Source organism: Geodermatophilus sabuli (genome assembly GCF_900215145.1).
GTDB lineage: Bacteria > Actinomycetota > Actinomycetes > Mycobacteriales > Geodermatophilaceae > Geodermatophilus > Geodermatophilus sabuli.
In genome coordinates this window covers 257,427-284,408 of sequence record NZ_OBDO01000008.1, presented here as the reverse complement: position 1 = coordinate 284,408, position 26,982 = coordinate 257,427, and the positions used below count along the sequence as shown (strand labels likewise).

Here is a 26,982-nt window from a genome sequence, read left to right as displayed (position 1 = left end):
CACCGAGGGGACGAGATCTGATGGCCTCCATCGAGATGCGGAACATCGTCAAGAAGTACGGCGACGGGTTCCCCGCCGTGAACGACGTCAGCCTGGACATCGCCGACGGCGAGTTCATGATCCTGGTCGGTCCGTCGGGCTGCGGGAAGTCGACGCTGCTCCGCATGATCGTCGGGCTGGAGGACATCACCAGCGGCGACATGATCATCGGCGGCAAGCGGGTCAACGACCTGGCCCCACGAGACCGCAACCTGTCGATGGTCTTCCAGAACTACGCGCTGTACCCGCACATGACCGTGTACGAGAACATCGCCTTCCCGCTGCGGCTGTCCAAGACCCCGGACGACGAGGTGCGCCGCCGGGTGACCGAGGCCTCCGACGTGCTCGAGCTCAAGGAGCACCTCGAGCGCAAGCCGGCGAACCTCTCCGGTGGTCAGCGCCAGCGCGTCGCGATGGGCCGGGCGATCGTCCGTCAGGCCGAGGCGTTCCTCTTCGACGAGCCGCTGTCGAACCTCGACGCCAAGTTGCGCGGCCAGATGCGGACCGAGATCTCCCGCCTGCAGCGCCGCCTCGGCATCACGACCGTGTACGTCACCCACGACCAGACAGAGGCCATGACCCTCGGCGACCGGGTCTGCGTGCTCCGGAAGGGGCTCATCCAGCAGGTCGCCTCGCCGCGGGAGCTGTACGAGCAGCCGGTGAACCTGTTCGTCGCGGGCTTCATCGGCTCACCGCCGATGAACTTCCTGCCGGCCACGGTCGAGGGGGACCGGTTGCAGACGCCGTTCGGGCCGATCGTGCTCGACGAGCGCCGGGCGGCCGCCGTGCGCGGCCGGGAGCTCCTGCTGGTCGGTATCCGGCCGGAGTACTTCGAGGACGCGTCGCTGGTCGACGACGCCAAGCGGCCGCTGGGATCGCTCTTCCGGGCCCGGGTCGACGTCACGGAGTGGCTGGGCGACTCCCAGTACGCGTACATCCCCTACGAGGCGCCCGAGGCGATCACCAACCAGCTGCGGGAGCTGTCGCGCGAGCTGGACTCCGAGGAGCTGCGCACCCAGGCGATCGTCTCCATCGACGCGACCAGCCGCATCCGCGAGGGCCGGGAGGCGGAGTTCTGGCTCGACAGCCGCAAGGTGCACGTGTTCGATCCCCATTCCGGCGACAACCTCACGCGGGACGCCGAGGCCGGCGCCAGGCTCACCCAGATGGCCACCGAGGACCGCGTCGAGCAGGTGCAGGACGCACAGGCATCCGGACAGACGGTCGGGGGGGCGCACCGCGCCGGCGCAGCCTGAGCGGGGACACCCTGCCGGCGGCCGGCCCGGCCGCCGGCGGGGTGCGACCTCCCGTCCCACCTCGCGCACGACCGGCCCCGGGGCAGTTCCCGCCACCGGGGCCCGAGCACGTCTGGAGCCCGATGTCCTCCGCTGGGCGCCCGTGGTGGCGGACCGCTGTCGTCTACGAGGTGTACCTGCGCAGTTTCGCCGACTCCGACGGTGACGGCCTCGGGGACGTCACCGGCCTGCGCCGGCGGCTGCCCCACCTGGTCGAGCTCGGCGTCGACGCCCTCTGGATCACCCCGTGGTACCCGTCGCCGATGGCCGACGGCGGGTACGACGTCAGTGACCACCGGGCCATCGACCCGCGCTTGGGCACCCTCGCCGACGCCGACGCGCTGCTCGCCGAGGCGCACGCGGCGGGCCTGCGCGTCGTGATCGACCTGGTCGCCAACCACACGTCGGTCGAGCACCCGTGGTTCGCCGCCGCGCTCGCGGGCGGGCCGGGGGCGCCGGAGCGCAGCCGGTACTTCTTCAGGGACGGGCGGGCCGGCGGCACGGAGCCGCCCAACGACTGGATCAGCGCCTTCGGCGGCCCGGCCTGGACCCGCGTGGTCGAGCCCGACGGCCGGCCGGGCCAGTGGTACCTGCACCTGTTCGCGCCGCAGCAACCCGATCTGGACTGGGCCGACGCCGCGGTGCAGCAGGAGTTCGACGACGTCCTCCGCTTCTGGCTCGACCGCGGCGTCGACGGCATCCGCGTCGATGCCGCCCCGGCCATGGCCAAGGTGCCCACCCTGCCGGACGCCGGGCACGGGCCGGGCGCACTGTTCGAGTCCAGCGCCTGGGTGGACAACCCGCACTGGGACGTCGACGAGGTCCACGAGATCTTCCGGCGGTGGCGGCGCATCGGGGACACCTACGACGGGGACCGGCTGTTCGTCTCCGAGGCGGTGGTCAACGGCCCGGAGCGGCTGAGCCGGTACGTGCGCGCGGACGAGCTGCACACGACCTTCAACTTCGACTACCTCAAGGCCCCGTGGGACGCCGGCCGTATCCGCGCGGTCATCGACGGCACGCTGGCCGCGCTCGAACCGGTCGGGGCCCCGGCCACCTGGGTGCTGTCCAGTCACGACGAGACCCGGCACGTCACCCGGTTCGGGCGTGCCCGGAGCGGCGCGGCGACCATGGGCTTCGACGTGACGGCACCCGCCGACCTCCGGCTGGGCCTGCGCCGGGCCCGCGCGGCGGCGCTGCTCACGCTGGCCCTGCCTGGCGGGGCCTACCTCTACCAGGGGGAGGAGCTGGGTCTGCCCGAGGTGGAGGACCTCCCCGAGGAGGCGTTGCAGGACCCGACGTGGGAACGCTCGGGACACACGGCCCGCGGGCGTGACGGCTGCCGCGTGCCGCTGCCGTGGTCCGGGGACCGCCCGCCGTTCGGGTTCGCCCCCGACGGCGTCGTCCCGTGGCTCCCGCAGCCGGCGTCGTGGCGGGCCCTGACGGTGGCGGCCCAGCGCGACGACCCCGCCTCGACCCTGTCGCTCTACCGCTCCGCGCTGCGCCTGCGTCGCAGGCTGCCTGGTCTCGCCGACGACCGACCACTGACCTGGGTCGAAGCGGGGGAGGACGTGCTCGCCTTCGACCGCGGACCGGCCTTCCGGTGCCTGGTCAACCTGTCCGACCGGCCGGTGCCGCTGGCCAGGCACGGGCGTCCGGTGCTGACGAGCGAGTCCGTGGCGGAGACGCTGCGGCCGGACACCGCGGCCTGGCTGGGAACCGGCTAGCGCTGCAGGGAGCGGGTCAGCACCAGGCGGTCCTGCCCCGGCCCCGCGCGGTCGGGGGCGAGGTGGACGGTCGCGCCCAGTGCGGTGTGCAGGCCGATGGTGGCGGCGTCCTCGGGCCGGGCCACCGCCTGGACCACACGCGCCCCCGTGCTGATCGCGATGGCGTCGAACCGGCGCACCAGCCGGCGCCCGAGGCCGGTGCGCCGCCGGTCGTCGCGCACGGTCAGGAGGTGGACGTAGGCCAGCCGGTCGGCGGAGACGGTGCCGAGCAGGTACCCGACGTCCAGCCCGTCGCATGAGCGGGCGAGCACGCCGAAGCCGCCGAACTGGTCGAACCAGACGGGATCGTGCAGCGACCGCGTGTCGACGTCCCAGAACCGGTCGTGCTCGGCCAGCAGCCGCGCGCGGACGACGCCGGCGGACAGCTCGGCGAGGCCGACGAGGGTGACCTCGCGGCTCACCGGCGGGCCGCCGCGAGCTCCTCGCGGGTCGGCGGGCCCGCGCTCACGCGGGTGCAGTCGAGGACTGCGACGAGCGCAGAGTCGTCGACGATCGCCAGCAGCTGCTCGTCCGAGAGCTCCTGCAGCGCCGCGTGGGCCGCGTGGGTCGCGATCCCGGCGGCGAGCGAGTCGCCCGCGCCCACCGTGTCGACGACGTCCACCCGGGGGCCGGTGCCCAGCCGGGCGACCAGCCGCACCAGGGCGCCGAGCCGGCCCGGGGCGACGGCGACGGCGAGGGCGTCGCCCCCGGGGCGGGCGACGGGGTACGGGGCGGTGCCCTGCGCACCGGCGCTGACCTCGTGCACGGGGAGGAGCTCGACGACCAGTTCACCCAGGACGCTCGACACCGGGGGATCGGTGTACACCCGGAGACCCTAACGGGGGAACGTCCGGGGGCGTCCCTGGTGGCTCACCGACCGGCACACCTGGGACCATGGGGGTGACGACCATCGCTGCGGCCCACCGGCCGGGGATGACTGGTGGACGATCCGCGCCGAGCAGGAGGACCCATGCCCAACCCGTTCGTCAAGCTGTGGAGGTACCTCACGGCCTCCGCCAACGCGAAGATCGACGAGAAGGCCGACCCGAAGATCCAGATCGCGCAGGCGATCGAGGCCGAGCAGCAGCGGCACCAGGCCCTGGCCAACCAGGCGGCTGCCGTCCTGGGCAACCAGCGACAGCTGGAGATGCGGCTCAACCGGCAGCTCGGCGAGGTCGAGAAGCTGCAGGCCTCCGCGCGCCAGGCGCTGGTCCTCGCTGACAACAGCCGCGCGGGAGGTGACGCGGCCAAGGCCGGCGAGTACGAGAACGCCGCGCAGGCCTTCGCCACCCAGCTGGTCGCTGCCGAGCAGGCCATGGAGGACCTCAAGCGGAGCCACGACGAGGCCCTGCAGGCGGCCGAGCAGGCCCGCGGCGCGGTCGAGCAGAGCCGGATGCGCCTGCAGACGACCCTCGCCGAGCGCACCAAGCTGATGAGCCAGCTGGAGCAGGCGCGGATGCAGGAGCACGTCGCGTCGTCGCTCAAGCAGGTCAACGAACTGTCGGCGCCGGGGAACACGCCCAGCCTGTCGGAGGTCCGCGACAAGATCGAGGCACGCTACGCCAACGCGCTGGGCCAGGCCGAGCTGGCGCAGACCTCGGTCGAGGGCCGGATGCTCGAGGTGCAGAAGGCGACCCTCGACGTCGCCGGCGCCTCCCGGCTGGACCAGATCCGGGCATCACTGGGTGGCGACCAGACGGCGGTCACCGGGGGCGCCTCGAACCCGGCGCTGGAGCAGGGTGCGCCGTCGGTGCCGACGCCGGAGGCGCAGCCGGCGGCCCAGCCCGCGGACCGGCCCGAGACCACCGCCTGACCCACCTCCCGCTCCGTCACGACGGGCCGGCCGCCTGGCGCGGCCGGCCCGTCGTGCTGTCGCGACACTCGACGGATCCGCATCGCAGTTGAGTGGCTGCGGGAGTCCCGCGGCGGACCCGGCCGACACCGCGAGCCCGGAGGTCGCGGCCGCACCTGCCACCGCGGCGCCCTCGGCTGCCATCGTGTCTGGCCCGGCCCCGACGGCCGCCCCGACGACGGGCGATGTGATGACCCGCTGCTCCGACGACCTCGCCGGCGTCGCCGCACTCGATCTGGTCGGCGTGGTCCTCGCCCGGCAGGGCGACGTGCTCGTGGCGGCCTTCGCCCTCGGGTCGCCCAGGCTCCGCGGAGGGGTGCGCTCGGGGACGACGTCCCGTCCGTCGTGGTGCCGTGACGCGCGCCGGCCTCAGTACCGGGTTGCGACCGGCTGCGGCCGGCCGGGCTCGCCCGTCCGCGCGGCCGGGTCGACGGGAGAGTCGGCGGCCTGACACCTCGGGCACCACCACGTGACCCGCTCCTGCAGATCCGGCCCCTGGTCGCCCAGCAGGATCGACGTGCCGCAGCGCCGGCAGGGGCGGCCCTTGCGGCCGAAGACCCAGTGGTCCTCGCCGCGGCGCAGGCTCCCCGTGGTGCTCTGCTCCGGATGCTCCCGGTTGGCCAGCATGAGGGTGCGAGCCCGCTCGACCAGCCCCGGGAGGTCCGGGACGTCGGCCACCCGGATCCACGGGTGGACGCCGCAGACGAACAGCGTCTCGACCTTGTAGAGGTTGCCGATGCCGGCCAGGTTGCGCTGGTCGAGGAGTGCGACACCGATCTGCTCGTCGGGGTGCGACCGCAGCCGCCGCAGCGCCTCCTCCAGGTCCCAGTCGGGACCGAGGACGTCGGGGCCGAGGTGGCCGACCAGCTGGTCCTCGTGTGCCGTGCGCACCAGGGCGACGTCGTGCAGCCGGTACCCGACGCACTCCCACTGCTCGGTGCCCAGCACGGCCCGGACGTCGAACGCGGGGCCGCCACGCCATCGCGTGCCAGGGCGGTAGATGTGCCAGCTGCCGTCCATCCGGAAGTGCGTGCGCAGCGTCCACCCGTCGGCGAACCGGACGAGCAGGTGCTTGCCGCGGGGGACGACCTCGCTGACCGAACGCCCGGCGAGATCGGTCGCGGCCAGCTGGGGGACCCGCAGTTCCCCCCGCTGCAGCGTGGCGCCGGCGAGCGCGGAGTGCATGCGCTTGGCGGCCAGCCAGACGGTGTCTCCCTCGGGCACGTCGCCAGTGTGCCGCGCGACGGCGCCACCTGCTGTGAGACCGCCGACAACGGGGATGACGACGCGGTCTCTCAGCGCTGAGAGATCCGTGGCCGTCGTGACCCCGCTCCGTTCCCGCCTGACCCGACGCGAGGTGGCCGGGCGGACGCCCGAGCCGGTGACCGTCACGGTCGCGCGGGTGGTCCGACCGCACCGCCGGCAGGCGTTCGAGCGGTGGGCCGCCGACGTGCTCCGACTTGCCGCGACGTATCCCGGCAACCTCGGGGGCACCCTGCTCAAGCCGGGGCCGGGCAGCTCGGAGTACCACCTGGTCTACCGCTTCCGGGACGACGCCTCGCTGGCTGCCTGGGAGGCGTCCCCGCAGCGGCACCAGGCACTGGAGCGGATGCAGGAGATGATCGACGAGGAGCGGTACGCGCGGGTCGCCGGGCTGGACAGCTTCTTCACCCGGCCGGCCACGCCGGGGCCACGGTGGCGCTCGACCGTCCTGACCATCGCCGCGGTCTTCCTCATCACCTCGACGCTGCAACTGCTGGTCATGCCGTTCATCGACGGCTGGCCGTGGCCGCTGCGGCTGCTGCTGTCGGCCTGCATCGTCGTGGTGCTGCTCGGCTTCGTCGTCATGCCCACCCTGACCCGGCTGTTCGCCGGCTGGCTGCGTCCGGATCGCTGACCCAGGCGCCGTGACCCGAGCGCCCGGCCGTCATCCCGCCAGGGCTCAGGCCCGGAGGCGCAGACCGCGGGGGGTCGCCGCGAACCCGGCCGCCTGCAGCGCCGAGGACAGGGGCGTCGACTCGTGCACCGACGCCCCATCGGCCTTCTGCACGACCATCCGGCCGAGCGCCCCCGCGGCCGCGGCGCCGGAGAGCGCCGTCGCGGCCTCCTTGAGCACCGTCTCCTCCTCGGTCCACGACAGCAGCGTCCTGCCGCCGCGTTCGACGTAGAGCACCAGGTCGCCGTCGACCAGCACCACGAGCGCCCCGGCCTTGCGGCCGGCCCGGTGGCCGGCGCTGGGGCGTCGGGTACCGGTGCCCTCGCCGACGTCCACGCCCTCCTCGCTGCCACCGGCCGACCGCTCCGGCCAGGGGAGGGCGGCGCCGTAGACGTTCGCCGGGTCGGTGGCGGCCAGCACCACAGCGCCACTGGGCACCCGGTCGGGTGTGGCAAAGCTGCGCAGGCGGTCGACCGAGCCCGGGGTGCCGAACTGGGCGGCGCCCAGAGTCTCGACGAAGTAGCCGCGCCGGGCGCGGCCGTTCTCCTCGAAGGCCCGCAGGACGGGGTAGACCGCGGGGAACCCGCCCGGCACCTGCTCGGCCATCACCGCACCGCGGGTGAGCACGCCGTGCCGTTCGAGCAGCGCCTCCGCGCGGGCGGTCGTCCGCTTGGTCGGGTTGGTCTCGCGGTCGGGCAGCCGGGACCAGCGGCCGGCCACCGTGGGGGGGCCGGTGCGCGTGGGCATCGCCGGGCGCCCCAGACGCGTACGCCCGTAGCGGTTGCGGTCCAGGCGCGCTCGCGGGGCTGCCGGCTGCCGCTTGTGCGTGCCGCCGCCGCCCAGCCGGGTGCGCAGCGGGGCCAGGGTGTCGTTGGTCAGCAGCCCCGCCCAGACGAGGTCCCAGACCACGTCGGCCAGGGCGGTGTCGTCGGTGGAGCCGACGAGGTCGGACAGGCCGCGGAAGAACAGTGCCTGGCCGGCGGCCAACCCCTCCAGGACGGCGGAGCCGACGTCACCCTCGCTGCCGTCGCCCACCCCACCCGGCTCCAGCGGTTCGGGCAACAGCAGTGGCGCGAGGTCGACCGGGACGAGGCTGATCCACCCGTCACCGCCGGGCAGACCGCCGGCGCCGGCCCACAGCACCTCACCGGCGCTGGTGAGCTCGTCGAGCATCCCGGGGGAGTAGTCGCGCACCCGGGCCGGCAGCACCAGCGACTCCAGGGCACTGGCGGGTACCAGCGCACCGGCCAGCTGCTCGACGACGGCCAGCACGCCGTCCGGACCGCGCATCCGACTGCCCACCGACTGCCAGGACGGGGTGAACCGCGCGAGGGTGCCGATCGGCACCGGCTCGACCTCCTGGCGGAGTCGCGCCAGGCTGCGCCGGCGGATGGAACGCAGCACGTCGGCGTCGCACCACTCCTGGCCGGTGCCGCCCGGACGGAACTCGCCGGTGACCAGCCGGCCGTTGCCGACCAGACGCTGCACGGTCGCGGTGACGACGGCGACCCCCAGGCCCAGCCGCTCCGCGATCTCGCCGGGCTGGAAGGGACCGTGCGTACGGGCGTAGCGGCCCACCAGGTCGCCCAGTGGATCGGGTACCGGTTCGGTGAAGACCTCCGGCACGCCGACGGGGAGCGCGGTCCCCAGGGCGTCGCGGAGGCGGCCGGCGTCCTCGATCGCCACGTGCCGCTCCTCGCCGGCGATCCGGACCACGAGCGCGCGCCGGGCGGCGACGAGCTCCTCGAGCCACTCCCGGGGCACACCGCGGGCGGCGGCCTCGGCCGGGGTCAGGTCGCCGACGAGGCGCAACAGGTCCGACGCGCCGTCCAGGCCGCGGGGGTGCCGGTCGGCCGGCAGGCGCTGCAGCTCGGCCTCGACCTCGGCCAGCGCCTCGGCGTCGAGCAGCTCCCTGAGCTCCGAGCGGCCGAGCAGCTCGGCCAGCAGGCCGGTGTCGAGGGCGAGCGCCTGGGCCCGGCGCTCGGCCAGCGGTGCATCGCCCTCGTAGAGGAACTGGCCGACGTACCCGAACAGCAGGGACTGGGCGAACGGGGAGGCCGCCTGCGTCTGCACGTCGACCACCCGGACCCGGCGGGCGCGCACGTCGCTCATGAGCTCGACCAGCCCCGGGACGTCGTAGACGTCCTGCAGGACCTCGCGGGCGGCCTCCAGCGTGATCGGGAAGCTGGAGAACTCGCTGGCCACCGAGAGCAGTTGGGCCGCCCGCTGCCGCTGCTGCCACAGGGGCGTACGGCGGCGGGGGTCGCGGCGGGGGAGCAGGAGGGCCCGCGCGGCGCACTCGCGGAACCGGCTGGCGAACAGGGCGGAGTTGCCGACCTCGGCGGTGACCTGGCGCTCCACGTCGTCGGGGTCCAGGACGGCGAGGTCGGCCTCCGGGGGCTCGCCGGTCGTGTCGGGCAACCGCAGCACGATGCCGTCGTCGGAGTGCATCGACGCCACGTCCACGCCGTAGCGCTCCCGTAGTCGGGCGGCGAGCACCAGCGCCCAGGGGGCGTTGACCTGGGCGCCGAAGGGCGAGTGCACGACGAGCCGCCAGTCGCCCAGCTCGTCGCGGAAGCGCTCGACGAGGAGCGTCCGGTCGTCGGGGAGGTGGCCGGTGGCCTGCTTCTGCTCGGCGAGGTAGGTGAGCAGGTTGGCCGCGCCCCACTCGTCGAGGCCGGCGGCCCGGGCCCGCTCCAGGCCCGCCTCCGGGGTCGCGGAGCCGACCTCCCGCAGGAACGCCCCCAGCGCGCGGCCGAGCTCCAGGGGACGGCCGGGCGCGTCGCCGTGCCAGAACGGCATCTTCCCCGGCTGGCCGGGAGCCGGGCTCACCAGCACCCGGTCGTGGGTGATCTCCTCGATCCGCCACGAGGAGGAGCCGAGCAGGAAGACGTCCCCCACCCTCGACTCGTAGACCATCTCCTCGTCCAGCTCGCCGACCCGCCGGCCGCCGGACCCCTCCCCGCCGACGAGGAAGACGCCGAACAGGCCCCGGTCCGGGATGGTGCCGCCGCTGGTCACCGCCAGCCGCTGTGCGCTGCTGCGCGCGGTGAGGGTGTCGGTGACGCGGTCCCAGGTGAGGCGGGGACGCAGCTCGGCGAACGCGTCGGAGGGGTAGCGGCCGGCCAGCATGTCGAGGACGGCGTGCAGCGCGGACTCGGGGAGCGAGGCGAACGGCGCCGAGCGCCGGACCAGCGCGGCCACCTCGTCGACGGTGCGCGGGCGCTCGGAGACGATCGCCACGATCTGCTGGGCGAGGACGTCCAGCGGGTTGCGCAGGTAGCGGATGGACTCGATGGCGCCGGCCTTCATGCGCTCGGCGACCAGCGCGCACTGCACCAGGTCACCCCGGTACTTGGGGAACAGCACCCCGCGGCTGACCGCGCCCACCTGGTGCCCGGCCCGGCCCACCCGCTGCAGCCCCGAGGCCACGGTGGGCGGCGCCTCCACCTGGACGACGAGGTCGACCGCGCCCATGTCGATGCCGAGCTCGAGGCTGGAGGTGGCCACCACCGCCGGCAGCCGGCCGGACTTCAGCGCCTCCTCCACGACGGCCCGCTGCTCCCGGGACACCGAGCCGTGGTGGGCCGCGGCGACCGGCTGCACACCCTCGGGCACCCCGCCGCCGGAGCCGGCCTGGGCCATGAGCGCGGCGGCGGTGGTGCCCGCCGGCACCGTCTCGCCGGTGGCCCGCTCGTAGGCCAGTTCGTTGAGCCGGCTGGTCAGCCGTTCGGCCAGCCGCCGGGAGTTGGCGAACACGATGGTGCTGCGGTGGGCCTGCACCAGGTCGAGCACCCGTTCCTCGACCGCGGGCCAGATCGACGTCCGCGGCTGGTTGCCGGCCGCCGAGCCGTCCAGCTCGCCGGTGGGCTGGCCGAGGGTGCTCATGTCCTCGACCGGGACGACCACCGAGAGGTCCCACTCCTTGGCCGAGTTCGGGGCCACCACCTCCACCGGGCGGCCGCCGGCGAGGAAGGTCGCGACCTCCTCGATGGGGCGCACGGTGGCCGACAGGCCGATCCGCTGGGTGGGGCGCTCCAGGAGCTCGTCGAGCCGGTCGAGGGAGAGCGCCAGGTGTGCGCCCCGCTTGGTGTCGGCCACGGCGTGCACCTCGTCGACGATCACCGTCTCGACGCCGCGCAGCGCCTCACGCGCCGAGCTGGTGAGCAGCAGGAACAGGGACTCGGGCGTGGTGATCAGGATGTCGGTGGGGCGCCGGGTGAAGGCCCGCCGCTCATCGGCGGGCGTGTCGCCGGAGCGGATGGCCACCTCGATCTCGGGGCGGGGCAACCCCAGCCGGGCGGCGGCCTGCCCGATGCCGGCGAGCGGCGCCCGGAGGTTGCGCTCGACGTCCACGGCGAGCGCCTTGAGCGGAGAGACGTAGAGGACCCGGCAGCGGGCGCTGGGGTCGTCGGGAGGCGGTGTGCTGGCCAGCCGGTCCAGCGACCAGAGGAACGCCGCGAGCGTCTTGCCGGAGCCGGTGGGGGCGACCACGAGGGCGTGCCCACCGCTGCTGATCGCCTCCCAGGCCCCCGCCTGTGCGGGGGTGGGGTCGGCGAAGGCGCCGGTGAACCACGCCCGGGTGGGCTCGGAGAACCGGTCGAGAGCGGTCACGGCCCCAGTCTCCACAGGGGGACGACACTCCGCCGGGCCGTCGGGGCCGTGACCGGGACGAGCACCCGATCGGGGTGTGCGCGCGACGGTGGGCACCGTGCCCCCTCCCCCGGTGCGCGGGTGTCCCGGGCACGGCGCCGGTGTCGGGCAGACTGACGGGCATGCGCCGTTCCCTGTACGAGGCCGAGCACGAGGACTTCCGCGAGATGGTCCGGGCCTGGGCCGAGAAGACCGTCGTCCCCTTCCACGAGCAGTGGGAGAAGGCCGGCATCGTGCCGCGCGAGGTGTGGACGTCGGCCGGCGCGCAGGGGCTCTTCGGCATCGACATGGACGAGGAGTACGGCGGCGGGGGCGTCCGCGACTTCCGCTACCAGGCGGTGATCGACGAGGAGCTGATGCGGATCGGCGCCACCGGCGTCGGCTTCGCGCTGCACAACGACGTCGCCGGGCCGTACCTGCGGGACCTGGGCACCGAGGAGCAGAAGCGCCGCTGGCTGCCAGGCTTCTGCAGCGGCGAGCTCATCACCGCCATCGCGATGACCGAGCCGGCGGCGGGCAGCGACCTGCAGGGCATCCGGACGACCGCCCGCCGCGACGGGGACGCGTGGGTCCTCAACGGCTCCAAGACCTTCATCACCAACGGCATCAACGCCGACCTGGTGATCGTCGTGGCCCGCACCGACCCCGACGCCCCCGGCTCCAGGGGGCTCAGCCTGCTCGTCGTCGAGCGGGGCATGGCCGGTTTCACCCGCGGCCGGAACCTGGAGAAGGTGGGGCTCAAGGCCCAGGACACCGCCGAGCTGTTCTTCGACGACGTGCGGGTGCCGGCCGCCAACCTCCTCGGCACGGAGAACCGGGGCTTCTACCACCTGATGGAGAACCTGCCGCAGGAGCGGCTGTCGATCGCCGTCGGCGCCGTCGCCTCCGCCGAGACGGTGCTAGCGCACACCGTCGAGTACGTCACCAGCCGGACGGCGTTCGGCAAGCCGGTGAGCAGCTTCCAGAACACCCGATTCGTGCTGGCCGAGCTGCAGACCGAGGTCACCATCGCCCGGACCTTCGTCGACGAGTGCATGCGGCAGCTCAACAGCGGCGACCTCACGCCGGTCGACGCCGCCATGGCGAAGTACTGGACGACCGAGCTGCAGAACAAGGTCGCCGACCGCTGCCTGCAGCTGCACGGTGGCTACGGCTACATGGACGAGTACTTCGTCTCCAAGGCCTGGCGCGACGCCCGCATCCAGCCGATCTACGGGGGCACCAACGAGATCATGCGCGAGATCGTCGGCCGCGCCATGGGCCTGTAGGAGCGCGCAGCGGTGACCCGTGGGCTGCCGTCGACGCTCGACCCGGCGCGCGTCCAGCGCCGCACGCTCGCGGTGCTCAGCGGCGGCGTGGCGCTGGGCGGGCTGGGCGTCACCGTGGGCATCACCGTCGGCGGTCTGCTGGCCCGTGACGTGGCCGGCAGCGACACAGCGGCCGGGCTGGGGCAGACGGCGGGCGTGCTGGGAGCCGCGGTCGTCGCCGTCCCCCTGGCGCGGATCAGCGACCGGGCCGGCCGCCGCGCCGGTCTGGCCGCGGGCTACGCGGTCGCCGGACTCGGGGCGGTGGTCACGGTCGTCGCCGCGGTGCTCTCCTCGCTGCCGCTGCTGCTCGCCGGTCTCTTCGCGTGCGGCGCGGCGACCGCCTGTGGCCTGCAGGCCCGGTACGCGGCGGCCGACCTCGCCGCCCCCGAACACCGTGGGCGGGCGCTGTCGCTCGTGGTGTGGGCCACCACCGTCGGTTCCGTCCTCGGCCCGAACCTCGCCGGCCCGGGCGGCGACCTGGGCGCAGCCCTGGGGCTGCCCGCGCTCGGCGGCGCCTTCGTCATCTCCTTCGCGGTCTTCGTCGTGGTCGCGGCCGGCAACCTGTCCCTGCTGCGCCCGGACCCGCTGCTGCTGGCCCGGCGGCTGCGGGGCGGAGCCGCCGGTGGCGTACGTCCGCGACGGGCGACCAGCGCGGCGCTGCGCGCGGTGTGGGCCGATCCTGGCGGCCGGCTCGGCCTCACCGCGGTCGTGGTGTCCCACGCCGTCATGGTCGGCGTCATGGTGATGACCCCGGTCCACATGGGGCACGCCGGCGGGCCCGCTGGGACGACTCTCCGCGTGATCGGTGTGGTGATCAGCGTGCATGTCGCCGGCATGTACCTGTTCTCGCCGCTGGTCGGGCAGCTGGCCGACCGGGCCGGCCGACGGAGGACGGTCGTGATCGCGGCCGGGCTCCTGCTCGCCGCCGCTGCGCTGGCCGGCACCGCCGCACCGGGGGACGCCGTCCAGCTCGGCGCGGCCCTCCTGCTGCTGGGGCTCGGCTGGTCCTGCGGGCTGATCGCCGGCTCGACGCTGGTGACCGAGTCGGTGGGGGAGGACCTCCGGCCGACGGCGCAGGGTGGCACGGACCTGCTCATGGGGTTGGGCGCCGCCGTGGCGGGGGTCGTCGGCGGCCCGCTGCTCGCGCTGGGCGGGTACGGGCTGGTGGCCGCGGTGTCCGCGGCGCTGCTCCTCCCGCTCCTGGCGGTGTGGGCCCGCGCCGGCGGCGCCGGGGCAGTGGTTCAGCGGCCGCGGTAGTTGCGGTACAGCAGCACGAGCGACACCAGGAGACACAGGGCGATGCCGATCTCGAGGACCAGGTCCCAGGTCGCCGAGCCCGTGGTGGGGAACACAGCGCCAGCGTAGGAGCCGCCCGTCGGGACCGGGTGTCCGCGGGCGCGCGCTAGCGTCGGGGACGTGCGCCTGCAGGATTTCTGGTCCCGACTCGCCGAGCAGTTCGGCTCCATGCGTGCCGAGAGCGTGGCGCGGGACCACGTCTTCTCCGCTCTCGGTGGACGCACCGCGGTGGAGGCCCTGGAGGCCGGCCTGCCGGTGCGGCGCGTGTGGCTGGCGATCTGCGAGGAGTACGACGTGCCGCGCAAGGACCGTTGACTCCCGGGAGCGGCGTGTCATGGTGGCAGTCGAACACACGTTCGGGCTAGATTGGGCGGTGCAGTCCACAGGCCGGGCGTTCCTCCACAGGTCCGCCGGATCTCCCGGAAGTGTCAGCCCCCAGCTCTAGCGTCGGCACCGACCCGCTTCCACGCGACTTCCCGAAGGTGAACACCATGGCAACGCTCGACCGCGACAAAGCCCTCGACATGGCCCTCGCCCAGATCGACAAGCAGTTCGGCAAGGGCTCGGTCATGCGCCTGGGCGACAGCCCCGAGGTGGCCATGAAGGTCATCCCGACCGGCTCGATCGCCCTCGACATCGCCCTCGGCATCGGCGGCCTCCCGCGAGGCCGCGTCATCGAGGTGTACGGCCCCGAGGCCTCCGGTAAGACGACGGTCGCCCTGCACGCGGTGGCCAACGCCCAGGCCGCCGGCGGCATCGCGGCGTTCATCGACGCCGAGCACGCGCTCGACCCCGAGTACGCCCGCGCGATCGGGGTGGACACCGACGCGCTGCTGGTCAGCCAGCCCGACACCGGTGAGCAGGCGCTCGAGATCGCCGACATGCTGATCCGCTCCGGCGCGCTCGACGTCATCGTCATCGACTCGGTGGCGGCCCTCGTGCCCCGCGCCGAGATCGAGGGTGAGATGGGTGACAGCCACGTCGGCCTGCAGGCCCGGCTGATGAGCCAGGCGCTCCGCAAGATCACCGGTGCGCTGAACAACTCCGGCACCACCGCCATCTTCATCAACCAGCTGCGCGAGAAGGTCGGCGTCGTCTACGGCTCCCCGGAGGTCACCACCGGTGGTCGGGCGCTGAAGTTCTACTCGTCGGTCCGGCTCGACGTGCGCCGCATCGAGACCCTCAAGCAGGGCACCGAGGCCGTCGGCAGCCGGGTGCGCGTGAAGGTCGTCAAGAACAAGGTGGCGGCGCCGTTCAAGCAGGCCGAGCTCGACCTGCTCTGGGGCACCGGCTTCAGTCGCGAGGGCGGCCTGATCGACGTCGGTGTCGAGCAGGGCATCGTCCGCAAGTCCGGCGCCTGGTACACGTACGAGGGCGACCAGCTCGGCCAGGGCAAGGAGAACGTCCGCTCGTTCCTGCGCGACAACCCCGACCTCGCCGACGAGATCGAGAAGAAGGTCAAGGAGAAGCTCGGCATCGGTCCGCAGCTCGACGCGCCCGCCGTCGCTGCCGCCGAGACGCCCGACTTCTGAGCCGATGAGTGGCTGGCCCGAGGCGCGAGACCACTCCGGCTCCGATCGCCGGCGTGGGCGGCGTCCCCGTCTGTCCCCTGACCCGGACAGCGAGGGCGCCGCCGCGCGGGGCGGGACGGCGAGCGAGGACCAGCCCGGTGACCCCGAGCAGGTGGCCCGCTCCATCTGTCTGCGCGCCCTCACCGGCGCACCCAAGACCCGGCAGCAGTTGGCCGATCTGCTCGCCAAGCGAGGAGTCCCCGACGACGCCGCGGAGCGGGTGCTCGACCGGTTCGGCGAGGTGGGCCTCATCGACGACGCCGCGTTCGCCCGCGCGTGGGTGACCTCGCGCCAGGCCGGTCGTGGCCTGTCGCGCCGGGCGCTCAAGGCCGAACTGCGGGCCAAGGGGATCGACGGTGAGGTCGCCGCGGAGGCGGTCACCCTGGTCGACGACCAGCACGAGTGGGACGCCGCCCGGCGGCTGGTCGCCCGCCGAGTGGCCGGCCTGCGCCGCGTCGACCGGGTCACCGCCGAACGGCGTCTGATCGGCATGCTGGCCCGCAAGGGTTACGGCGGAGGACTGGCCTCGTGGGTCGTCCGCGAGGCGCTCGATGAGGACGCCGCCGCCCAGGACGCCGCGGCGGACGAGCCGTCCGACGACGGGCCGGTGGACGTCCGCGCGGGCTCGTCCGAGCGTCACCCCGAGCTCGGCCTGGATGCCTGGCTGCCCTGAACCACCCGTGCAACGCCGCCTGCGGCTCGGGTGCGCCACGGCGTCCTGACGGGCCGCCATGCCGGAGTGCCCAGGACGGCGATCGCCGCGTCCGCGGACCGCGCCGGCGGCTCAGTCGCGGTGGCGCACCACGTTGATCACCGTGCCGTCCGGTGCCCGGACGAAGAAGCGGCGCACGCCCCACGGCTCGTTGGTGAGCGGATGCACGATCTCGAAGCCACGTTGCTGCGCTTCGGCGTAGGCACCGTCCACGTCGTCCGTCAGCACGGAGATGGCCGGGTCCTCGGGTGCCGTCGCGTCGCGCGTCAGCAACTGGAGGTTCGCCCCGGTGTCCGGGGAGGTGTAGCGGGCCACCCAGCCCAGGGTGAACTCCTCGATGCTCAGGCCGAGGTAGTCGGTGTAGAAGCCCTTCGCCGTCTCGAGGTCCGCCACCCTGAGGTCGGTGATGATGCGTCTGGCGCGCATGCGGCCCTCCTGCCTGCGACGGGTGTGCGTGATGATCGCCCGCGGGCCGCAGCCCCGTCCACCCGCGGGCGACGGCGCTCGGTCGCGCCGCCCTGCCACAGGTGTCGTCCCCCGGACCGGCTGGGGGTACCGCTCCCCGGGGACGGCCGCTCGCGACGCGACAGCCCCCGGACGTCACGCTGCGTCGACCGAGCCGTCCCGAGGACGGCACCCGGGCTCAGGTGGGGTCGGGGTCGCGCGGACCCTGCCGGTGGCCGGCGGTCAGGCCGACCTCGCTGACCCCGGCGTAGGGCTCGTGCCGTGCGCCCGCGTGCTTCTCGGCGCTGAGGCGCTCGATCAGGTGCGGGTAGTGCGCCTCGAACGCGGGCCGCTCCGAGCGGATCCTCGGGATCTCGGTGAAGTTGTGCCGCGGCGGCGGGGACGACGTCGCCCACTCCAGCGAGTTGCCGTGACCCCAGGGGTCGTCGCGCAGGGCCAGTCGGCCGTGCCGCCACGAGTGCACCACGTTGTACAGGAACGGGATGATCGAGGCGCCGAGCACGAACGAGAAGATCGTCGAGATCGTGTTCAGCGTGGTGAACCCGTCGGTGGGCAGGTAGTTCACGTACCGGCGCGGCATGCCCTCGTTGCCCAGCCAGTGCTGGATCAGGAACGTGCCGTGGAAGCCGATGAAGGTCATCCAGAACTGCAGCTTGCCCAGCCGCTCGTCCATCATCCGGCCGCACATCTTCGGGAACCAGAACGCGATGCCGGCGTTGGCGGCGAACACCACGGTGCCGAAGACCACGTAGTGGAAGTGGGCCACGACGAAGTAGCTGTCGTGCACGTGCCAGTCCAGCGGCGGGCTGGCCAGCAGCACCCCGGTGAGGCCACCCAGCAGGAAGGTGACCACGAAGCCGATCGACCACAGCATCGGCGTCTCGAAGGTCAACTGCCCCCGCCACATCGTGCCGATCCAGTTGAAGAACTTCAGTCCGGTCGGCACCGCGATCAGATACGTGAGGAAGGCGAAGAACGGCAGCAGCACCGCGCCGGTGGCGAACATGTGGTGCGCCCAGACCACGAGGGAGAGGAAGCCGATGGCCAGCGTCGCGGCCACCATGCCCTTGTAGCCGAACAGCGGCTTGCGGCTGAAGACCGGGATGACCTCGGTCACGATGCCGAAGAACGGCAGCGCGATGATGTACACCTCGGGGTGGCCGAAGTACCAGAACAGGTGCTGCCACAGCATGGGGCCGCCCATCTCCTCGGAGTAGACGAGCGCACCGAGGTTCCGTTCGGCGAGCAGGCCGAACAGCGCGGCAGTGAGGATCGGGAAGACCAGGATCACCAGCAGGCTGGTGACCAGCGTGTTCCAGGTGAAGATCGGCAACCGGAACATCGTCATCCCGGGTGCGCGCAGGCAGACGATGGTCGTCATGAAGTTGACGCCACCGAGGATCGTCCCGAGGCCGCTCACCGCGAGACCGGTGATCCAGAGGCTCCCGCCGACGCCGGGCGCGTGCTCGATCGTCGACAGCGGGGTGTAGGCCGTCCAGCCGAAGTCCGGCGGGCCGCCCGGGGTGAGGAACCCGGAGACCGCGATGGTGCTGCCCAGGAGGAACAGCCAGTAGGAGAGGGCGTTCAGGCGCGGGAAGGCGACGTCAGGCGAGCCGATCTGCAGCGGCATGATCAGGTTGCCGAACGCGAAGAACAGCGGCGTCGCGAACATCAGCAGCATCACCGTGCCGTGCATGGTGAACAGCTGGTTGTACTGCTCGGGGGAGAGGAACTGCAGGCCCGGGCGGGCCAGCTCCCCGCGCATGAGCATCGCCATCAGGCCGCCGAGGATGAAGAACACGAACGAGGTCGTCAGGTACATGAGCCCGATGACCTTGTGGTCCGTCGTCCGCAGGAGGGCACTGAGCCGGGAGCCGCGCGTCGGGGGCGGTACCTCGTTCGGGCGACTGACGATCGGCTGCGGTGCGAGTGTGGTCATGCCGTGCTCCCCGGGCGGACGTGGCGTCCACGCGCGGCACCGGCCGTGGACGGACACCGCAGCGGTCCTCGGTCGCGGATGCGGTGGCAGCCGTCGGAGGTCGGCGTCGCTCGTGGCTGAGCGTCAGCACCATGGTGGACCCCCGGCCCGCACAAGGGAACTGCTGGGCGTCGCGGGACGACGCCGGGCAGGGGAAGCGGAGCACGAGCTCCGCACACGGAAGGCCAGGCGGGAGCGGTGCCGGTCGGTGGTCAGTGCGACTGACCGGCCTCCCGGCGGTGGATCAGGCGCTGGCCCGGACGGCGGTCGCCGACCAGGCCGAGACGTCGACGGCCACGCCGTCGGGTGCCTCGTCGTCCGGCACCAGCCAGTCGCCGGCGGAGCCGCGGCCGTGGGTCAGGTACGTCTGTATCTGCAGGTCGAAGGCCCGCTCGGACGACGCGGCGCGGCTGACCGGGCCCAGGAACGTCAGGTCGACCTCCTCGCCGCCGAGCAGGCGCAGCACCACCCGGCAGCGCGAGCGCCGGTGCCGGGCCGGCGGGACCACCTCGCGGACGACGGCGGTCACCGCGCCGCCAGCGGCGGCGAAGTCGGGCGCGGCCGCGCGCATCCGGGTGACGAACTCCTGGGCGGGGTCCGTCCGCCCGTCCGGTTGGCGCACCAGGGGCGGGAGCGGCGGCACGGCGGGGCGCAGGGCGGTGTCCACGCCGGAGATCTCGGCAGTTCCCCGGCCGGACGTGACCGTCGCGGGTCCCAGGCGTCCCACCCGCTCACCGGCGCATCGCACCACGGCCATCCGCCCCGGGTCACACCGGGACCATGCCGCCGCCCCGGGTCACACCGGGACCGCGCCGCCGCCCCCGCCCATCTGCACGTCGGCGGGGAGTTCGGCCTCGGCGGTGGCCGCGGTCTTCGCGCTGCGTCGCGTGCGCGCCTCGACGATCCGTGCCAGCTGCGACAGCAGCACGTTGACGACGATGTAGATGACCGCGGCGCCGACGTACAGCTGGAACGTGTAGGTGTTGCCGAACTGGAAGTTGAAGAACTCCACCAGGCTGCGCGCCTGCCGCAGCAGCTCGATGTAGCCGACGATGAAGCCCAGCGAGGAGTCCTTGAGCAGGACGACGAGCTGGGCGACGAGGACCGGCAGCATCCGCCGCACGGCCTGCGGGAGCAGGACGAGGGTCATCACCTGCGACTTGCGCATGCCGAGGGCCATGGCGGCCTCGCTCTGGCCGCGATCCACCGACAGGATCCCGGCCCGGAAGATCTCGGCCAGGACGGCCATGTTGTAGAGCGTCAGGCCCAGCGCCAGCGCCCGGAACGCCGTCATCGGAACGCCGACCGTCGGCAGGAACAGCAGGCAGAACAGGATCAGCACCAGCAGTGGCACGGCTCGGAAGAACTCGATGACGACCGCGACCGGCCCGCGTACCCACGCGTGCTCCGACAGCCGACCGACGGCCAGGAGCGCGCCCAGCACGGTGGCGGCGACCATGGCGACGGCGGCGACGGCGAGGGTGTTGACCAGGGCCTCACCCAGCGCCTGGGGCACACCGGACGCCGGGTCGAACAGGATCGCCCACCGCTGGGCCTCCAGCTGCCCGTTGATGCCCAGCCGCCACAGCGCCAGGGCGATCAGCCCGATGACGACCAGGACGCCGACGACGGTGCCGATGCGCTGCCGACGGCGGGCGCGCGGTCCGGGCAGGTCGAAGAGGACGCTGGTGGTGCTCATCGGACGATCGCCACCCGGTTCTCGACGACCCGGATCAGCCACGCCGAGGGCAGCGTGATGAGCAGGTAGGCGGCGACGATGGCGGCGAAGACCGCCAGCAGCTTGTCGGCGTTGGCGTTGGCCAGCCGCTGCAGCGCGGCGGTCAGGTCGGTCACGGCGAAGCCGGCGGCGATGGAGGTGTTCTTGGCCAGCGCGATCCAGACGTTGCCCAGCGGCGGGACGACGGTGCGGAACGCCTGCGGCAGCACGATCGAGCGCAGGGTCTGCCCGAAGTCCAGGCCGAGCGCCCGTGCCGCCTCCGCCTGTCCGGGCGGGACGGAGTTGATCCCCGATCGCAGCGCCTCGGCGACGAAGGCTGCGGTGTACAGCGACAGCGCCGTCACCGCGGTGACGAAGCGGCTGGGGAACTGCACGTCGATGTAGACCACGCCGAAGAAGAGGAAGAAGAACACCACCGTCAGCGGGGTGTTCCGGAAGACCTCGACGTAGAAGGTGGCCAGCCCGCGCAGCGGCGTCACCGGGCTCACCCGCATGCCGACGAGCACGGTGCCGAGGACCAGGGCGCAGATGCCGCTGGTGACCGCCAGGGAGAGCGTGGTCAGGAACGCCCGCCACATCAGGTCGAAGTTGTCGCTGAGGAACTGCACCGCGCCCTCTCTACGTCAGTGACGGGACGACGCCGCCGGGTGGTCGCCCACCCGGCGGCGTCGCGGGGACTCAGTAGCGGTCGAGCGTCGGCGGCTCCGGGGCCGGCTCACCGGTGATCGCACCGGCGGTGCGGTCCCAGGCCTCGGCCCAGCGGCCGTCCTCGAAGGACGCCTCGAGGACGTCGTTGATGAACGCGCGGAACTCGTCGTCACCCTTGGCCAGGCCGATGCCGTACGGCTCCTCGGTGAACGGGTTGCCGACCAGCTCGAAGCCCTCGGGGTTGCCGGCGACCAGGCCGGTGAGGATGACGTTGTCGGTCGTCACGGCCTGGACGTTGCCGTTGGCCAGGTCGTCGGCGCACTTGGAGTACACGTCGTAGGTGACCAGGTTGGCCTCGGGGTAGTTGTCCCGGATGTTCTGTGCCGGGGTCGAGCCCTCGACCGAGCAGACCGTCTTGCCCGCGAGGTCCTCGGGGCCGGCGATGCCCTCGGGGTTGCCCGCGGCCACCATGATGTCCTGGCCGGCCTCGTAGTAGGGCCCGGCGAAGTCGACGACCTGCTTGCGGGTGTCGTTGATCGTGTACGTGGCGACCACGATGTCGACCTGGCCGTTCTGGATGAACGGCTCACGGTTGGCCGACACCGTCTCCGTCCACTCGATGCCCTCGGCCGCGATGCCCAGCTCGCCGGCGATGATCTTGGCGATCTCGACGTCGAAGCCCTCGGGCGTGCCGTCGGGGTTGAGCAGACCGAACCCGGGCTGGTCGTACTTCGTCCCGACGGTGATCGAGCCGGCCTCGTTGAGCTCGGCCATCGTGGTGCCGGCGTCGAACGAGACGTCCTCGGCGACCTCGTTGCCGCCGCCGGCGGCGTCCTCGGCCTGGCTCCCGGCCTCGCTGCTGCAGCCGGCCAGCACGACGCCGGCTGCCGCGACCGCGGCGGCGTATCGGGTGATCCGCATGTGTGTTTCCTTTCCTCCGGGCTCAGTGGTTGAGGATCTTCGAGAGGAAGTCCTTGGCCCGGTCCGACTGGGGGCGGGTGAAGAAGGTCTCGGGGTCCGCGGACTCGACGATCCGGCCGCCGTCCATGAAGACCACCCGGTTGGCGGCCCGGCGGGCGAAGCCCATCTCGTGGGTGACGACGATCATCGTCATGCCGTCGCGGGCCAGCGAGATCATGACGTCGAGGACCTCGTTGATCATCTCGGGGTCCAGCGCCGAGGTCGGCTCGTCGAAGAGCATGACCTTGGGGTCCATCGCCAGCGCGCGGGCGATCGCGACACGCTGCTGCTGGCCGCCGGACAGCTGCGCGGGGTACTTGTCCGCCTGGGCGCTGACGCCCACCCGGTCGAGCAGCTCGCGGGCGCGCCGCTCGGCCTCGGCCTTCGACTTCCCGCGCACCTTGATCGGCCCCAGCGTGACGTTCTGCAGGATCGTCTTGTGGGCGAAGAGGTTGAAGCTCTGGAACACCATGCCGACGTCGCTGCGCAGGTGGGCGAGCTCCTTGCCCTCCTCGGGCAGACGCTGTCCGTCGATGCTGATCTCGCCCTGCTGGATGGACTCCAGCCGGTTGATCGTCCGGCACAGCGTCGACTTGCCCGAACCCGACGGCCCGATGACGACGACCACCTCGCCGCGGTCGATCGACAGGTCGATGTCCTGCAGGACGTGCAGCTCGCCGAACCACTTGTCGACGCCGGAGAGGCGGACGAGAGGTTCTCCCTTCGCAGCGCTGGTCACCCGAGCGACCCTAGGGCCGGGAGGCGACAGCGGCGGACCCAGGCGATCACGAAGCAGTAACGAACGCGCGGGGGTTGTGAGCGGCGGAACACCCGTTCGGGTCGCCGTACCCTCGCAGGCGACATGGGTACCGAGCTCCAGAGCGCCGGACGGACCTACCGGGTCCGCACGTACGGCTGCCAGATGAACGTGCACGACTCCGAGCGCCTGTCCGGGCTCCTCGAGGCCGCCGGTTACGCCGCCGCGCCCGAGGGGGAGGACGCCGACGTCGTCGTCCTGAACACCTGCGCGGTGCGGGAGAACGCCGACAACCGGCTCTACGGCAACCTCGGGCACCTGCGCCCGGTGAAGGACGCGCACCCGGGCATGCAGATCGCCGTCGGCGGTTGCCTGGCGCAGAAGGACCGCGGCGAGATCGTCCGCCGGGCGCCGTGGGTGGACGTCGTGTTCGGCACGCACAACGTCGGGTCCCTGCCGACGCTGCTGGAGCGGGCCCGGCACAACGCCGAGGCGCAGGTCGAGATCGCCGAGGCCCTGGAGGTCTTCCCCTCCACGCTGCCGGCCAAGCGGGACTCCGCCTACTCCGGCTGGGTGTCCATCAGCGTCGGGTGCAACAACACCTGCACGTTCTGCATCGTCCCGGCGCTGCGCGGCAAGGAGAAGGACCGCCGGCCCGGCGAGATCCTGGCCGAGGTGCAGGCACTGGTCGACCAGGGCGTGCTCGAGGTGACGCTGCTCGGCCAGAACGTGAACGCCTACGGGGTGGAGTTCCGCGACCGCGGCGCCTTCGCCGACCTGCTGCGCGCGACGGGGGCGATCGACGGCCTGGAGCGGGTGCGCTTCACCAGCCCGCACCCCCGCGAGTTCACCGACGACGTCATCGAGGCGATGGCCGCGACGCCCGCGGTCTGCCACCAGCTGCACATGCCGTTGCAGAGCGGGTCCGACGACGTGCTCCGCCGCATGCGCCGCGGCTACCGGCAGGACCGCTACCTCGGGATCATCGACCGGGTCCGGGCCGCCATGCCCGATGCGGCGATCACCACCGACGTCATCGTGGGCTTCCCGGGCGAGACCGAGGCCGACTTCGAGCAGACCCTCGAGGTCGTCCGCGCCGCCCGCTTCGCCGGCGCCTTCACCTTCCAGTACTCCAAGCGCCCGGGGACGCCGGCCGCGGAGATGGCCGACCAGCTGCCCAAGGAGGTCGTGCAGGAGCGCTACCTGCGGCTGACCGCCCTGCAGGACGAGATCAGCTGGACCGAGAACCGCAGGCTGATCGGCCGCACGGTCGAGCTGCTGGTCGCGGCGGGGGAGGGGAGCAAGGACGCGGCCCGTGGCCGGATGAGCGGCCGGGGCCGCGACGGCCGGCTGGTGCACTTCACGGCCGCCGAGGGCGTCCGCCCCGGCGACGTCGTCGAGACCGTGGTGACCCAGGCCGCGCCGCACCACCTGGTGGCCGACGGTGCGCTGGTGTCCCACCGGCGTACCCGCGCCGGGGACGCCTCCGAGGCCGGCACCCGGCCCACCACGCCCGGCGTCCTGCTGGGCATGCCACGGATCGGCGCCCCCGCCTGATCCGCGTCAGGTCGCGACCGGCGGCCGGCTGACCGGCGGCCGGCTGACCGGGGTCGCCGCCTCGAGCTCGTCGGCCAGCCGATCGGGCATCGTGGACTGGACGATGTGCGGCGCCGCGAGGCCCAGCCGGTCCATGAACGCCGTGCCTGCTCCGGGGACAGCTCGGGGCACGACGGAGGCGGCCCGGACCGGCGCGCTCAGGCGACGTCGAGCAGCAGGTCGGTCAGCTCGCGGGGGCGGTTCTGCGCCACCAGGTGGGTCGTGGCGATCTCGCGGTGGACCCACGCCTCCGACGCCCGCGCCCGCGCGGCCGCCGCCTCGAAGGCCGGGTTGGCCGGCACCCGCGGCTCCTCGGCGGTGGCCCGGACGTAGATGCGCCGGAACGGCCACTCCTCCAGCGGGCGGGACAGCCGCACCGGCTCGGTGAAGCAGCCCACCGGGTGCAGCGTGCGGCGCGGGGTGCTGAACGCCTCCTCGGCCGGGTCCTCGTACGCCCGCACCGGGCCCTCGACCAGCCACGGGGCGCCCAGGGTGCGCGGTGGGACCGGGACGCCGAGCAGCCCGTACAGGGAGTCGCCGTCGTCCGGCACGAAGGCGTCCAGGTAGACCAGCGAGCGCACCCGCTCCCCGATCGCGTCGAGCGCGCCGGTGACGACCATCCCGCCGTAGGAGAAGCCGACCAGCACGATTGGGTCGAGGTCCTCGTAGAGGACGAGGTTGACGACGTCGGTGACGTGGGTGGTCAGGTCCACCTGCGGGCTGGCCAGGTGCGACCGCTCGCCGATGCCGGTCAGCGCCGGGGTGAACACCTCGTGGCCGGCCCCGGACAGCAGCCGCCGCACGTGCCGGAACCCGTGGGCCCCGCCCCATGCGCCGTGCACGAGCACGAACGTCGTCACGGCGTCGCCGTCCCCGTCTCAGCGGCGCGAGGCCGCCCTCTCCGCCTCGGCCAACCACTCCCGGCGGGTCTCCAGGTTGGCCCGGGCCTGCTCGATCCGCCGCGCGTCGCCGGCGCTCTCCGCCTTGGCCAGCTGCTCCTCGGCCTTGCTGACCGCCTGCCGCATCGAGGTGACCATCGGGTTCTCCGGTGCCACGCGGGCCCGCGTGGAGTCGACCGCGCCCCGGACCCGCTGCTCGACGGCCTGCATCCGGTCCTCCAGCTGCCGCATGACGCCGCGCGGCACGTGGCCGATCGCGTCGTAGCGCTCCTGCAGCTTGCGCAGCGCGTTCTGCGCTCCCCGCAGGTCGGTGGACGGGTCGAGCTTCTCGGCCTCGGCGAGGATCTCCTCCTTGGCCTGCTGGTTGGCCACCTGCTCGGCGTTGCGCGCCTTGTCCTGCTCCGACCGGGCGGTGAAGAAGACGTCCTGGGCGGCGCGGAACTGCTTCCACAGGTCGTCGTCGCCGTCGCGGCCGGTGCGGGGGACGGCCTTCCAGCGGTCCATCAGCGAGCGCATCGCCGCGCTGGTGGCGCCCCAGTCGGTGGACGTCGACAGCCGCTGCGCCTCCGCGATGAGCTCCTGCTTGGCCGCGCGGGCCTCGCCGCGCTGGGCGTCGAGGGCGGCGAAGTGCGCGCCCCGGCGTCGACCGAACGCGTCCCGTGCCGCGGCGAAGCGCGACCACAGCGCCTCGTCGGTCTTGCGGTCGATGCCGCGGATGGTCTTCCACTCCTCGACGATGGCCTTGAGCCGGTCGCCGGCGGCCTTCCACGAGGTGGACTCCGCCGCGATCTGTTCGGCCTCGGCGGCCAGCGCCTCCTTGCGGGCGACCTGCGCGGCGCGCGCCGCGGCCTTCTCCGCGCGGGACTCGGCCGCCGCGGAGTCGGCGGTCTCGACCATCGCGCGGGCGCGGGCGGCCAGCCCGTCGAGGTCGCCGACGGCGGTGGCGGTCGGGATGGACTCGGCCAGGGCCTGCGCCTTGGCCTTGATCTCGCTCGGGTTGCCCGTGTGCGCCTTCAGCCGCGCCTCGAGCAGGGACACCTCGGTGGCGAGGTCGTCGTAGCGGCGGGCGTAGTGGGCCAGGCCCTCCGCCGGGGCGCCGGCCTGCCACGAGCCCACGGCGCGCTCGCCGTCGGCGGTGCGGACGTAGACGGTGCCCTCCTCGTCCACCCGGCCCCACTCGCTCGGGTCCGACGACGGGGCGGCGGGCTGCTCCGGCGTGGTCGGCGCCGGCGTCGCGGCTGCGGCGGGGGCGGGTGCCGGTGCCTCCGGCAGCGGCGCCACCACCTCGGGGGTGGTGGCCTCCGGCGGCACGACGTCCGGCTGGTCGGAGCCCTCGGGGGACCCCGCCGCCGGATCGGCCAGCGTGGCGTCACCAGGGGAGGGCGCGGCCGCCGTCCCGGCCTCGGGGGTGACCGCCTCCGACCCGGCCGTCTCCGGCGTGGGGTCCTGCTGGGAGGTGCTTGCGGCGTTCTCCGTGCTCGACACGCACCGCAGTGTCCCACGCCGCATCCGGG

Annotated in this window: 24 protein-coding genes; 10 read left to right on the top strand and 14 right to left on the bottom strand. The window is 73.4% G+C overall.

The window, feature by feature from the left end; genetic code table 11:
• Positions 1 to 20 precede the first annotated feature (20 nt).
• Positions 21 to 1,295 (top strand): ABC transporter ATP-binding protein, encoded by a 1,275-nt coding sequence (locus tag CRP39_RS18465; protein WP_097207826.1) that lies wholly within the window; start codon positions 21 to 23, stop codon positions 1,293 to 1,295.
• 122 nt (positions 1,296 to 1,417) lie between these two features.
• Positions 1,418 to 3,061: a glycoside hydrolase family 13 protein gene (locus tag CRP39_RS18460; RefSeq protein ID WP_097207825.1), complete on the top strand. Its 1,644-nt coding sequence runs from the start codon at positions 1,418 to 1,420 to the stop codon at positions 3,059 to 3,061.
• Here CRP39_RS18460 and CRP39_RS18455 read toward each other — a convergent pair.
• Both CRP39_RS18455 and CRP39_RS18450 read right to left on the bottom strand, forming a co-directional pair.
• A complete protein-coding gene (locus CRP39_RS18455) occupies positions 3,058 to 3,522 on the bottom strand; it encodes a GNAT family N-acetyltransferase (protein WP_172442508.1) in 465 nt (154 codons plus the stop codon). The two genes, CRP39_RS18460 and CRP39_RS18455, sit on opposite strands and share 4 nt — an antisense overlap.
• Positions 3,519 to 3,926: a hypothetical protein gene (locus CRP39_RS18450; protein ID WP_097207823.1), complete on the bottom strand. Its 408-nt coding sequence runs from the start codon at positions 3,924 to 3,926 to the stop codon at positions 3,519 to 3,521. The genes CRP39_RS18455 and CRP39_RS18450 overlap by 4 nt, the downstream gene beginning before the upstream one ends.
• Before the next feature lie 144 nt (positions 3,927 to 4,070).
• Between CRP39_RS18450 and CRP39_RS18445 the strand changes: the two genes are divergently transcribed.
• Positions 4,071 to 4,913 (top strand): PspA/IM30 family protein, encoded by an 843-nt coding sequence (locus CRP39_RS18445; RefSeq protein ID WP_097207822.1) that lies wholly within the window; start codon positions 4,071 to 4,073, stop codon positions 4,911 to 4,913.
• A 408-nt stretch (positions 4,914 to 5,321) separates the two neighbouring features.
• Here the strand turns inward: CRP39_RS18445 and CRP39_RS18440 are convergent, their stop codons facing one another.
• Positions 5,322 to 6,176, bottom strand: a complete 855-nt coding sequence (locus CRP39_RS18440; RefSeq protein ID WP_097207821.1) for a DNA-formamidopyrimidine glycosylase family protein — start codon at positions 6,174 to 6,176, stop codon at positions 5,322 to 5,324.
• Positions 6,177 to 6,264: 88 nt separating this feature from the next.
• On the opposite strand from CRP39_RS18440, the gene CRP39_RS18435 reads away from it, so the two are divergent.
• A complete protein-coding gene (locus CRP39_RS18435; RefSeq protein WP_245853957.1) occupies positions 6,265 to 6,849 on the top strand; it encodes an antibiotic biosynthesis monooxygenase in 585 nt (194 codons plus the stop codon).
• Between the two features lie 45 nt (positions 6,850 to 6,894).
• Here CRP39_RS18435 and CRP39_RS18430 read toward each other — a convergent pair whose 3' ends face one another.
• Positions 6,895 to 11,502: an ATP-dependent helicase gene (locus CRP39_RS18430; RefSeq protein ID WP_097207819.1), complete on the bottom strand. Its 4,608-nt coding sequence runs from the start codon at positions 11,500 to 11,502 to the stop codon at positions 6,895 to 6,897.
• A 161-nt stretch (positions 11,503 to 11,663) separates the two neighbouring features.
• On the opposite strand from CRP39_RS18430, the gene CRP39_RS18425 reads away from it, so the two are divergent.
• The 5 genes from CRP39_RS18425 to CRP39_RS18405 all read left to right on the top strand — a co-directional run bounded on the left by CRP39_RS18425 (position 11,664) and on the right by CRP39_RS18405 (position 16,388).
• Positions 11,664 to 12,809, top strand: coding sequence for an acyl-CoA dehydrogenase family protein (locus CRP39_RS18425; RefSeq protein WP_097207818.1), 1,146 nt, complete (start codon positions 11,664 to 11,666; stop codon positions 12,807 to 12,809).
• Between the two features lie 12 nt (positions 12,810 to 12,821).
• On the top strand, positions 12,822 to 14,105 hold the full coding sequence (locus CRP39_RS18420; protein ID WP_097207817.1) for an MFS transporter: 1,284 nt from the start codon (positions 12,822 to 12,824) through the stop codon (positions 14,103 to 14,105).
• 159 nt (positions 14,106 to 14,264) lie between these two features.
• Positions 14,265 to 14,459: a DUF3046 domain-containing protein gene (locus CRP39_RS18415; RefSeq protein ID WP_097207816.1), complete on the top strand. Its 195-nt coding sequence runs from the start codon at positions 14,265 to 14,267 to the stop codon at positions 14,457 to 14,459.
• Positions 14,460 to 14,635: 176 nt separating this feature from the next.
• Complete coding sequence (gene recA / locus CRP39_RS18410; RefSeq protein WP_097207815.1) at positions 14,636 to 15,676, top strand: recombinase RecA; 1,041 nt, start codon at positions 14,636 to 14,638, stop codon at positions 15,674 to 15,676.
• Between the two features lie 151 nt (positions 15,677 to 15,827).
• Positions 15,828 to 16,388, top strand: coding sequence for a regulatory protein RecX (locus CRP39_RS18405; protein WP_245853956.1), 561 nt, complete (start codon positions 15,828 to 15,830; stop codon positions 16,386 to 16,388).
• A 111-nt stretch (positions 16,389 to 16,499) separates the two neighbouring features.
• Here CRP39_RS18405 and CRP39_RS18400 read toward each other — a convergent pair whose 3' ends face one another.
• The 7 genes from CRP39_RS18400 to CRP39_RS18370 form a co-directional block, all read right to left on the bottom strand.
• Positions 16,500 to 16,853: a VOC family protein gene (locus CRP39_RS18400; protein WP_097207813.1), complete on the bottom strand. Its 354-nt coding sequence runs from the start codon at positions 16,851 to 16,853 to the stop codon at positions 16,500 to 16,502.
• Between the two features lie 217 nt (positions 16,854 to 17,070).
• The gene (gene ctaD, locus CRP39_RS18395; protein WP_097207812.1) at positions 17,071 to 18,831 is read right to left on the bottom strand and encodes an aa3-type cytochrome oxidase subunit I; all 1,761 of its coding nucleotides are present in this window, start codon (positions 18,829 to 18,831) and stop codon (positions 17,071 to 17,073) included.
• A 283-nt stretch (positions 18,832 to 19,114) separates the two neighbouring features.
• On the bottom strand, positions 19,115 to 19,537 hold the full coding sequence (locus CRP39_RS18390; protein WP_097207811.1) for a hypothetical protein: 423 nt from the start codon (positions 19,535 to 19,537) through the stop codon (positions 19,115 to 19,117).
• 129 nt (positions 19,538 to 19,666) lie between these two features.
• Complete coding sequence (locus CRP39_RS18385) at positions 19,667 to 20,569, bottom strand: amino acid ABC transporter permease (protein WP_097207810.1); 903 nt, start codon at positions 20,567 to 20,569, stop codon at positions 19,667 to 19,669.
• Positions 20,566 to 21,216, bottom strand: coding sequence for an amino acid ABC transporter permease (locus CRP39_RS18380; RefSeq protein ID WP_216359806.1), 651 nt, complete (start codon positions 21,214 to 21,216; stop codon positions 20,566 to 20,568). Before CRP39_RS18380 ends, CRP39_RS18385 begins: the two co-directional genes overlap by 4 nt.
• Before the next feature lie 70 nt (positions 21,217 to 21,286).
• Entirely contained in the window at positions 21,287 to 22,177 is an 891-nt protein-coding gene (locus tag CRP39_RS18375) for a glutamate ABC transporter substrate-binding protein (protein ID WP_097207809.1), read from the bottom strand.
• A 22-nt stretch (positions 22,178 to 22,199) separates the two neighbouring features.
• Complete coding sequence (locus CRP39_RS18370) at positions 22,200 to 22,955, bottom strand: amino acid ABC transporter ATP-binding protein (RefSeq protein WP_097207808.1); 756 nt, start codon at positions 22,953 to 22,955, stop codon at positions 22,200 to 22,202.
• A gap of 123 nt (positions 22,956 to 23,078) precedes the next feature.
• Between CRP39_RS18370 and miaB the strand changes: the two genes are divergently transcribed.
• Entirely contained in the window at positions 23,079 to 24,530 is a 1,452-nt protein-coding gene (gene miaB / locus CRP39_RS18365; protein WP_097207807.1) for a tRNA (N6-isopentenyl adenosine(37)-C2)-methylthiotransferase MiaB, read from the top strand.
• A 6-nt stretch (positions 24,531 to 24,536) separates the two neighbouring features.
• Here the strand turns inward: miaB and CRP39_RS28115 are convergent, their stop codons facing one another.
• From CRP39_RS28115 to CRP39_RS18355, 3 genes are all read right to left on the bottom strand, one after another.
• A complete protein-coding gene (locus CRP39_RS28115) occupies positions 24,537 to 24,665 on the bottom strand; it encodes a hypothetical protein (RefSeq protein WP_260180643.1) in 129 nt (42 codons plus the stop codon).
• Positions 24,666 to 24,727: 62 nt separating this feature from the next.
• Positions 24,728 to 25,429 (bottom strand): alpha/beta fold hydrolase, encoded by a 702-nt coding sequence (locus tag CRP39_RS18360; RefSeq protein WP_097207806.1) that lies wholly within the window; start codon positions 25,427 to 25,429, stop codon positions 24,728 to 24,730.
• 18 nt (positions 25,430 to 25,447) lie between these two features.
• A complete protein-coding gene (locus CRP39_RS18355) occupies positions 25,448 to 26,953 on the bottom strand; it encodes a DUF349 domain-containing protein (protein WP_097207879.1) in 1,506 nt (501 codons plus the stop codon).
• Positions 26,954 to 26,982: the final 29 nt, after the last annotated feature.

Excerpts from the sequence above, each read along its gene's own strand:
- CRP39_RS18465 (WP_097207826.1), top strand. The coding sequence starts at position 21 with ATGGCCTCCATCGAGATGCGGAACATCGTCAAGAAGTACGGCGACGGG.
- CRP39_RS18460 (WP_097207825.1), top strand. The coding sequence starts at position 1,418 with ATGTCCTCCGCTGGGCGCCCGTGGTGGCGGACCGCTGTCGTCTACGAG.
- CRP39_RS18445 (WP_097207822.1), top strand. The coding sequence starts at position 4,071 with ATGCCCAACCCGTTCGTCAAGCTGTGGAGGTACCTCACGGCCTCCGCC.
- CRP39_RS18425 (WP_097207818.1), top strand. The coding sequence starts at position 11,664 with ATGCGCCGTTCCCTGTACGAGGCCGAGCACGAGGACTTCCGCGAGATG.
- recA (WP_097207815.1), top strand. The coding sequence starts at position 14,636 with ATGGCAACGCTCGACCGCGACAAAGCCCTCGACATGGCCCTCGCCCAG.
- CRP39_RS18400 (WP_097207813.1), bottom strand. The coding sequence starts at position 16,853 with ATGCGCGCCAGACGCATCATCACCGACCTCAGGGTGGCGGACCTCGAG.
- ctaD (WP_097207812.1), bottom strand. The coding sequence starts at position 18,831 with ATGACCACACTCGCACCGCAGCCGATCGTCAGTCGCCCGAACGAGGTA.
- CRP39_RS18385 (WP_097207810.1), bottom strand. The coding sequence starts at position 20,569 with ATGAGCACCACCAGCGTCCTCTTCGACCTGCCCGGACCGCGCGCCCGC.
- CRP39_RS18375 (WP_097207809.1), bottom strand. The coding sequence starts at position 22,177 with ATGCGGATCACCCGATACGCCGCCGCGGTCGCGGCAGCCGGCGTCGTG.
- miaB (WP_097207807.1), top strand. The coding sequence starts at position 23,079 with ATGGGTACCGAGCTCCAGAGCGCCGGACGGACCTACCGGGTCCGCACG.
- CRP39_RS28115 (WP_260180643.1), bottom strand. The coding sequence starts at position 24,665 with ATGGACCGGCTGGGCCTCGCGGCGCCGCACATCGTCCAGTCCACGATG.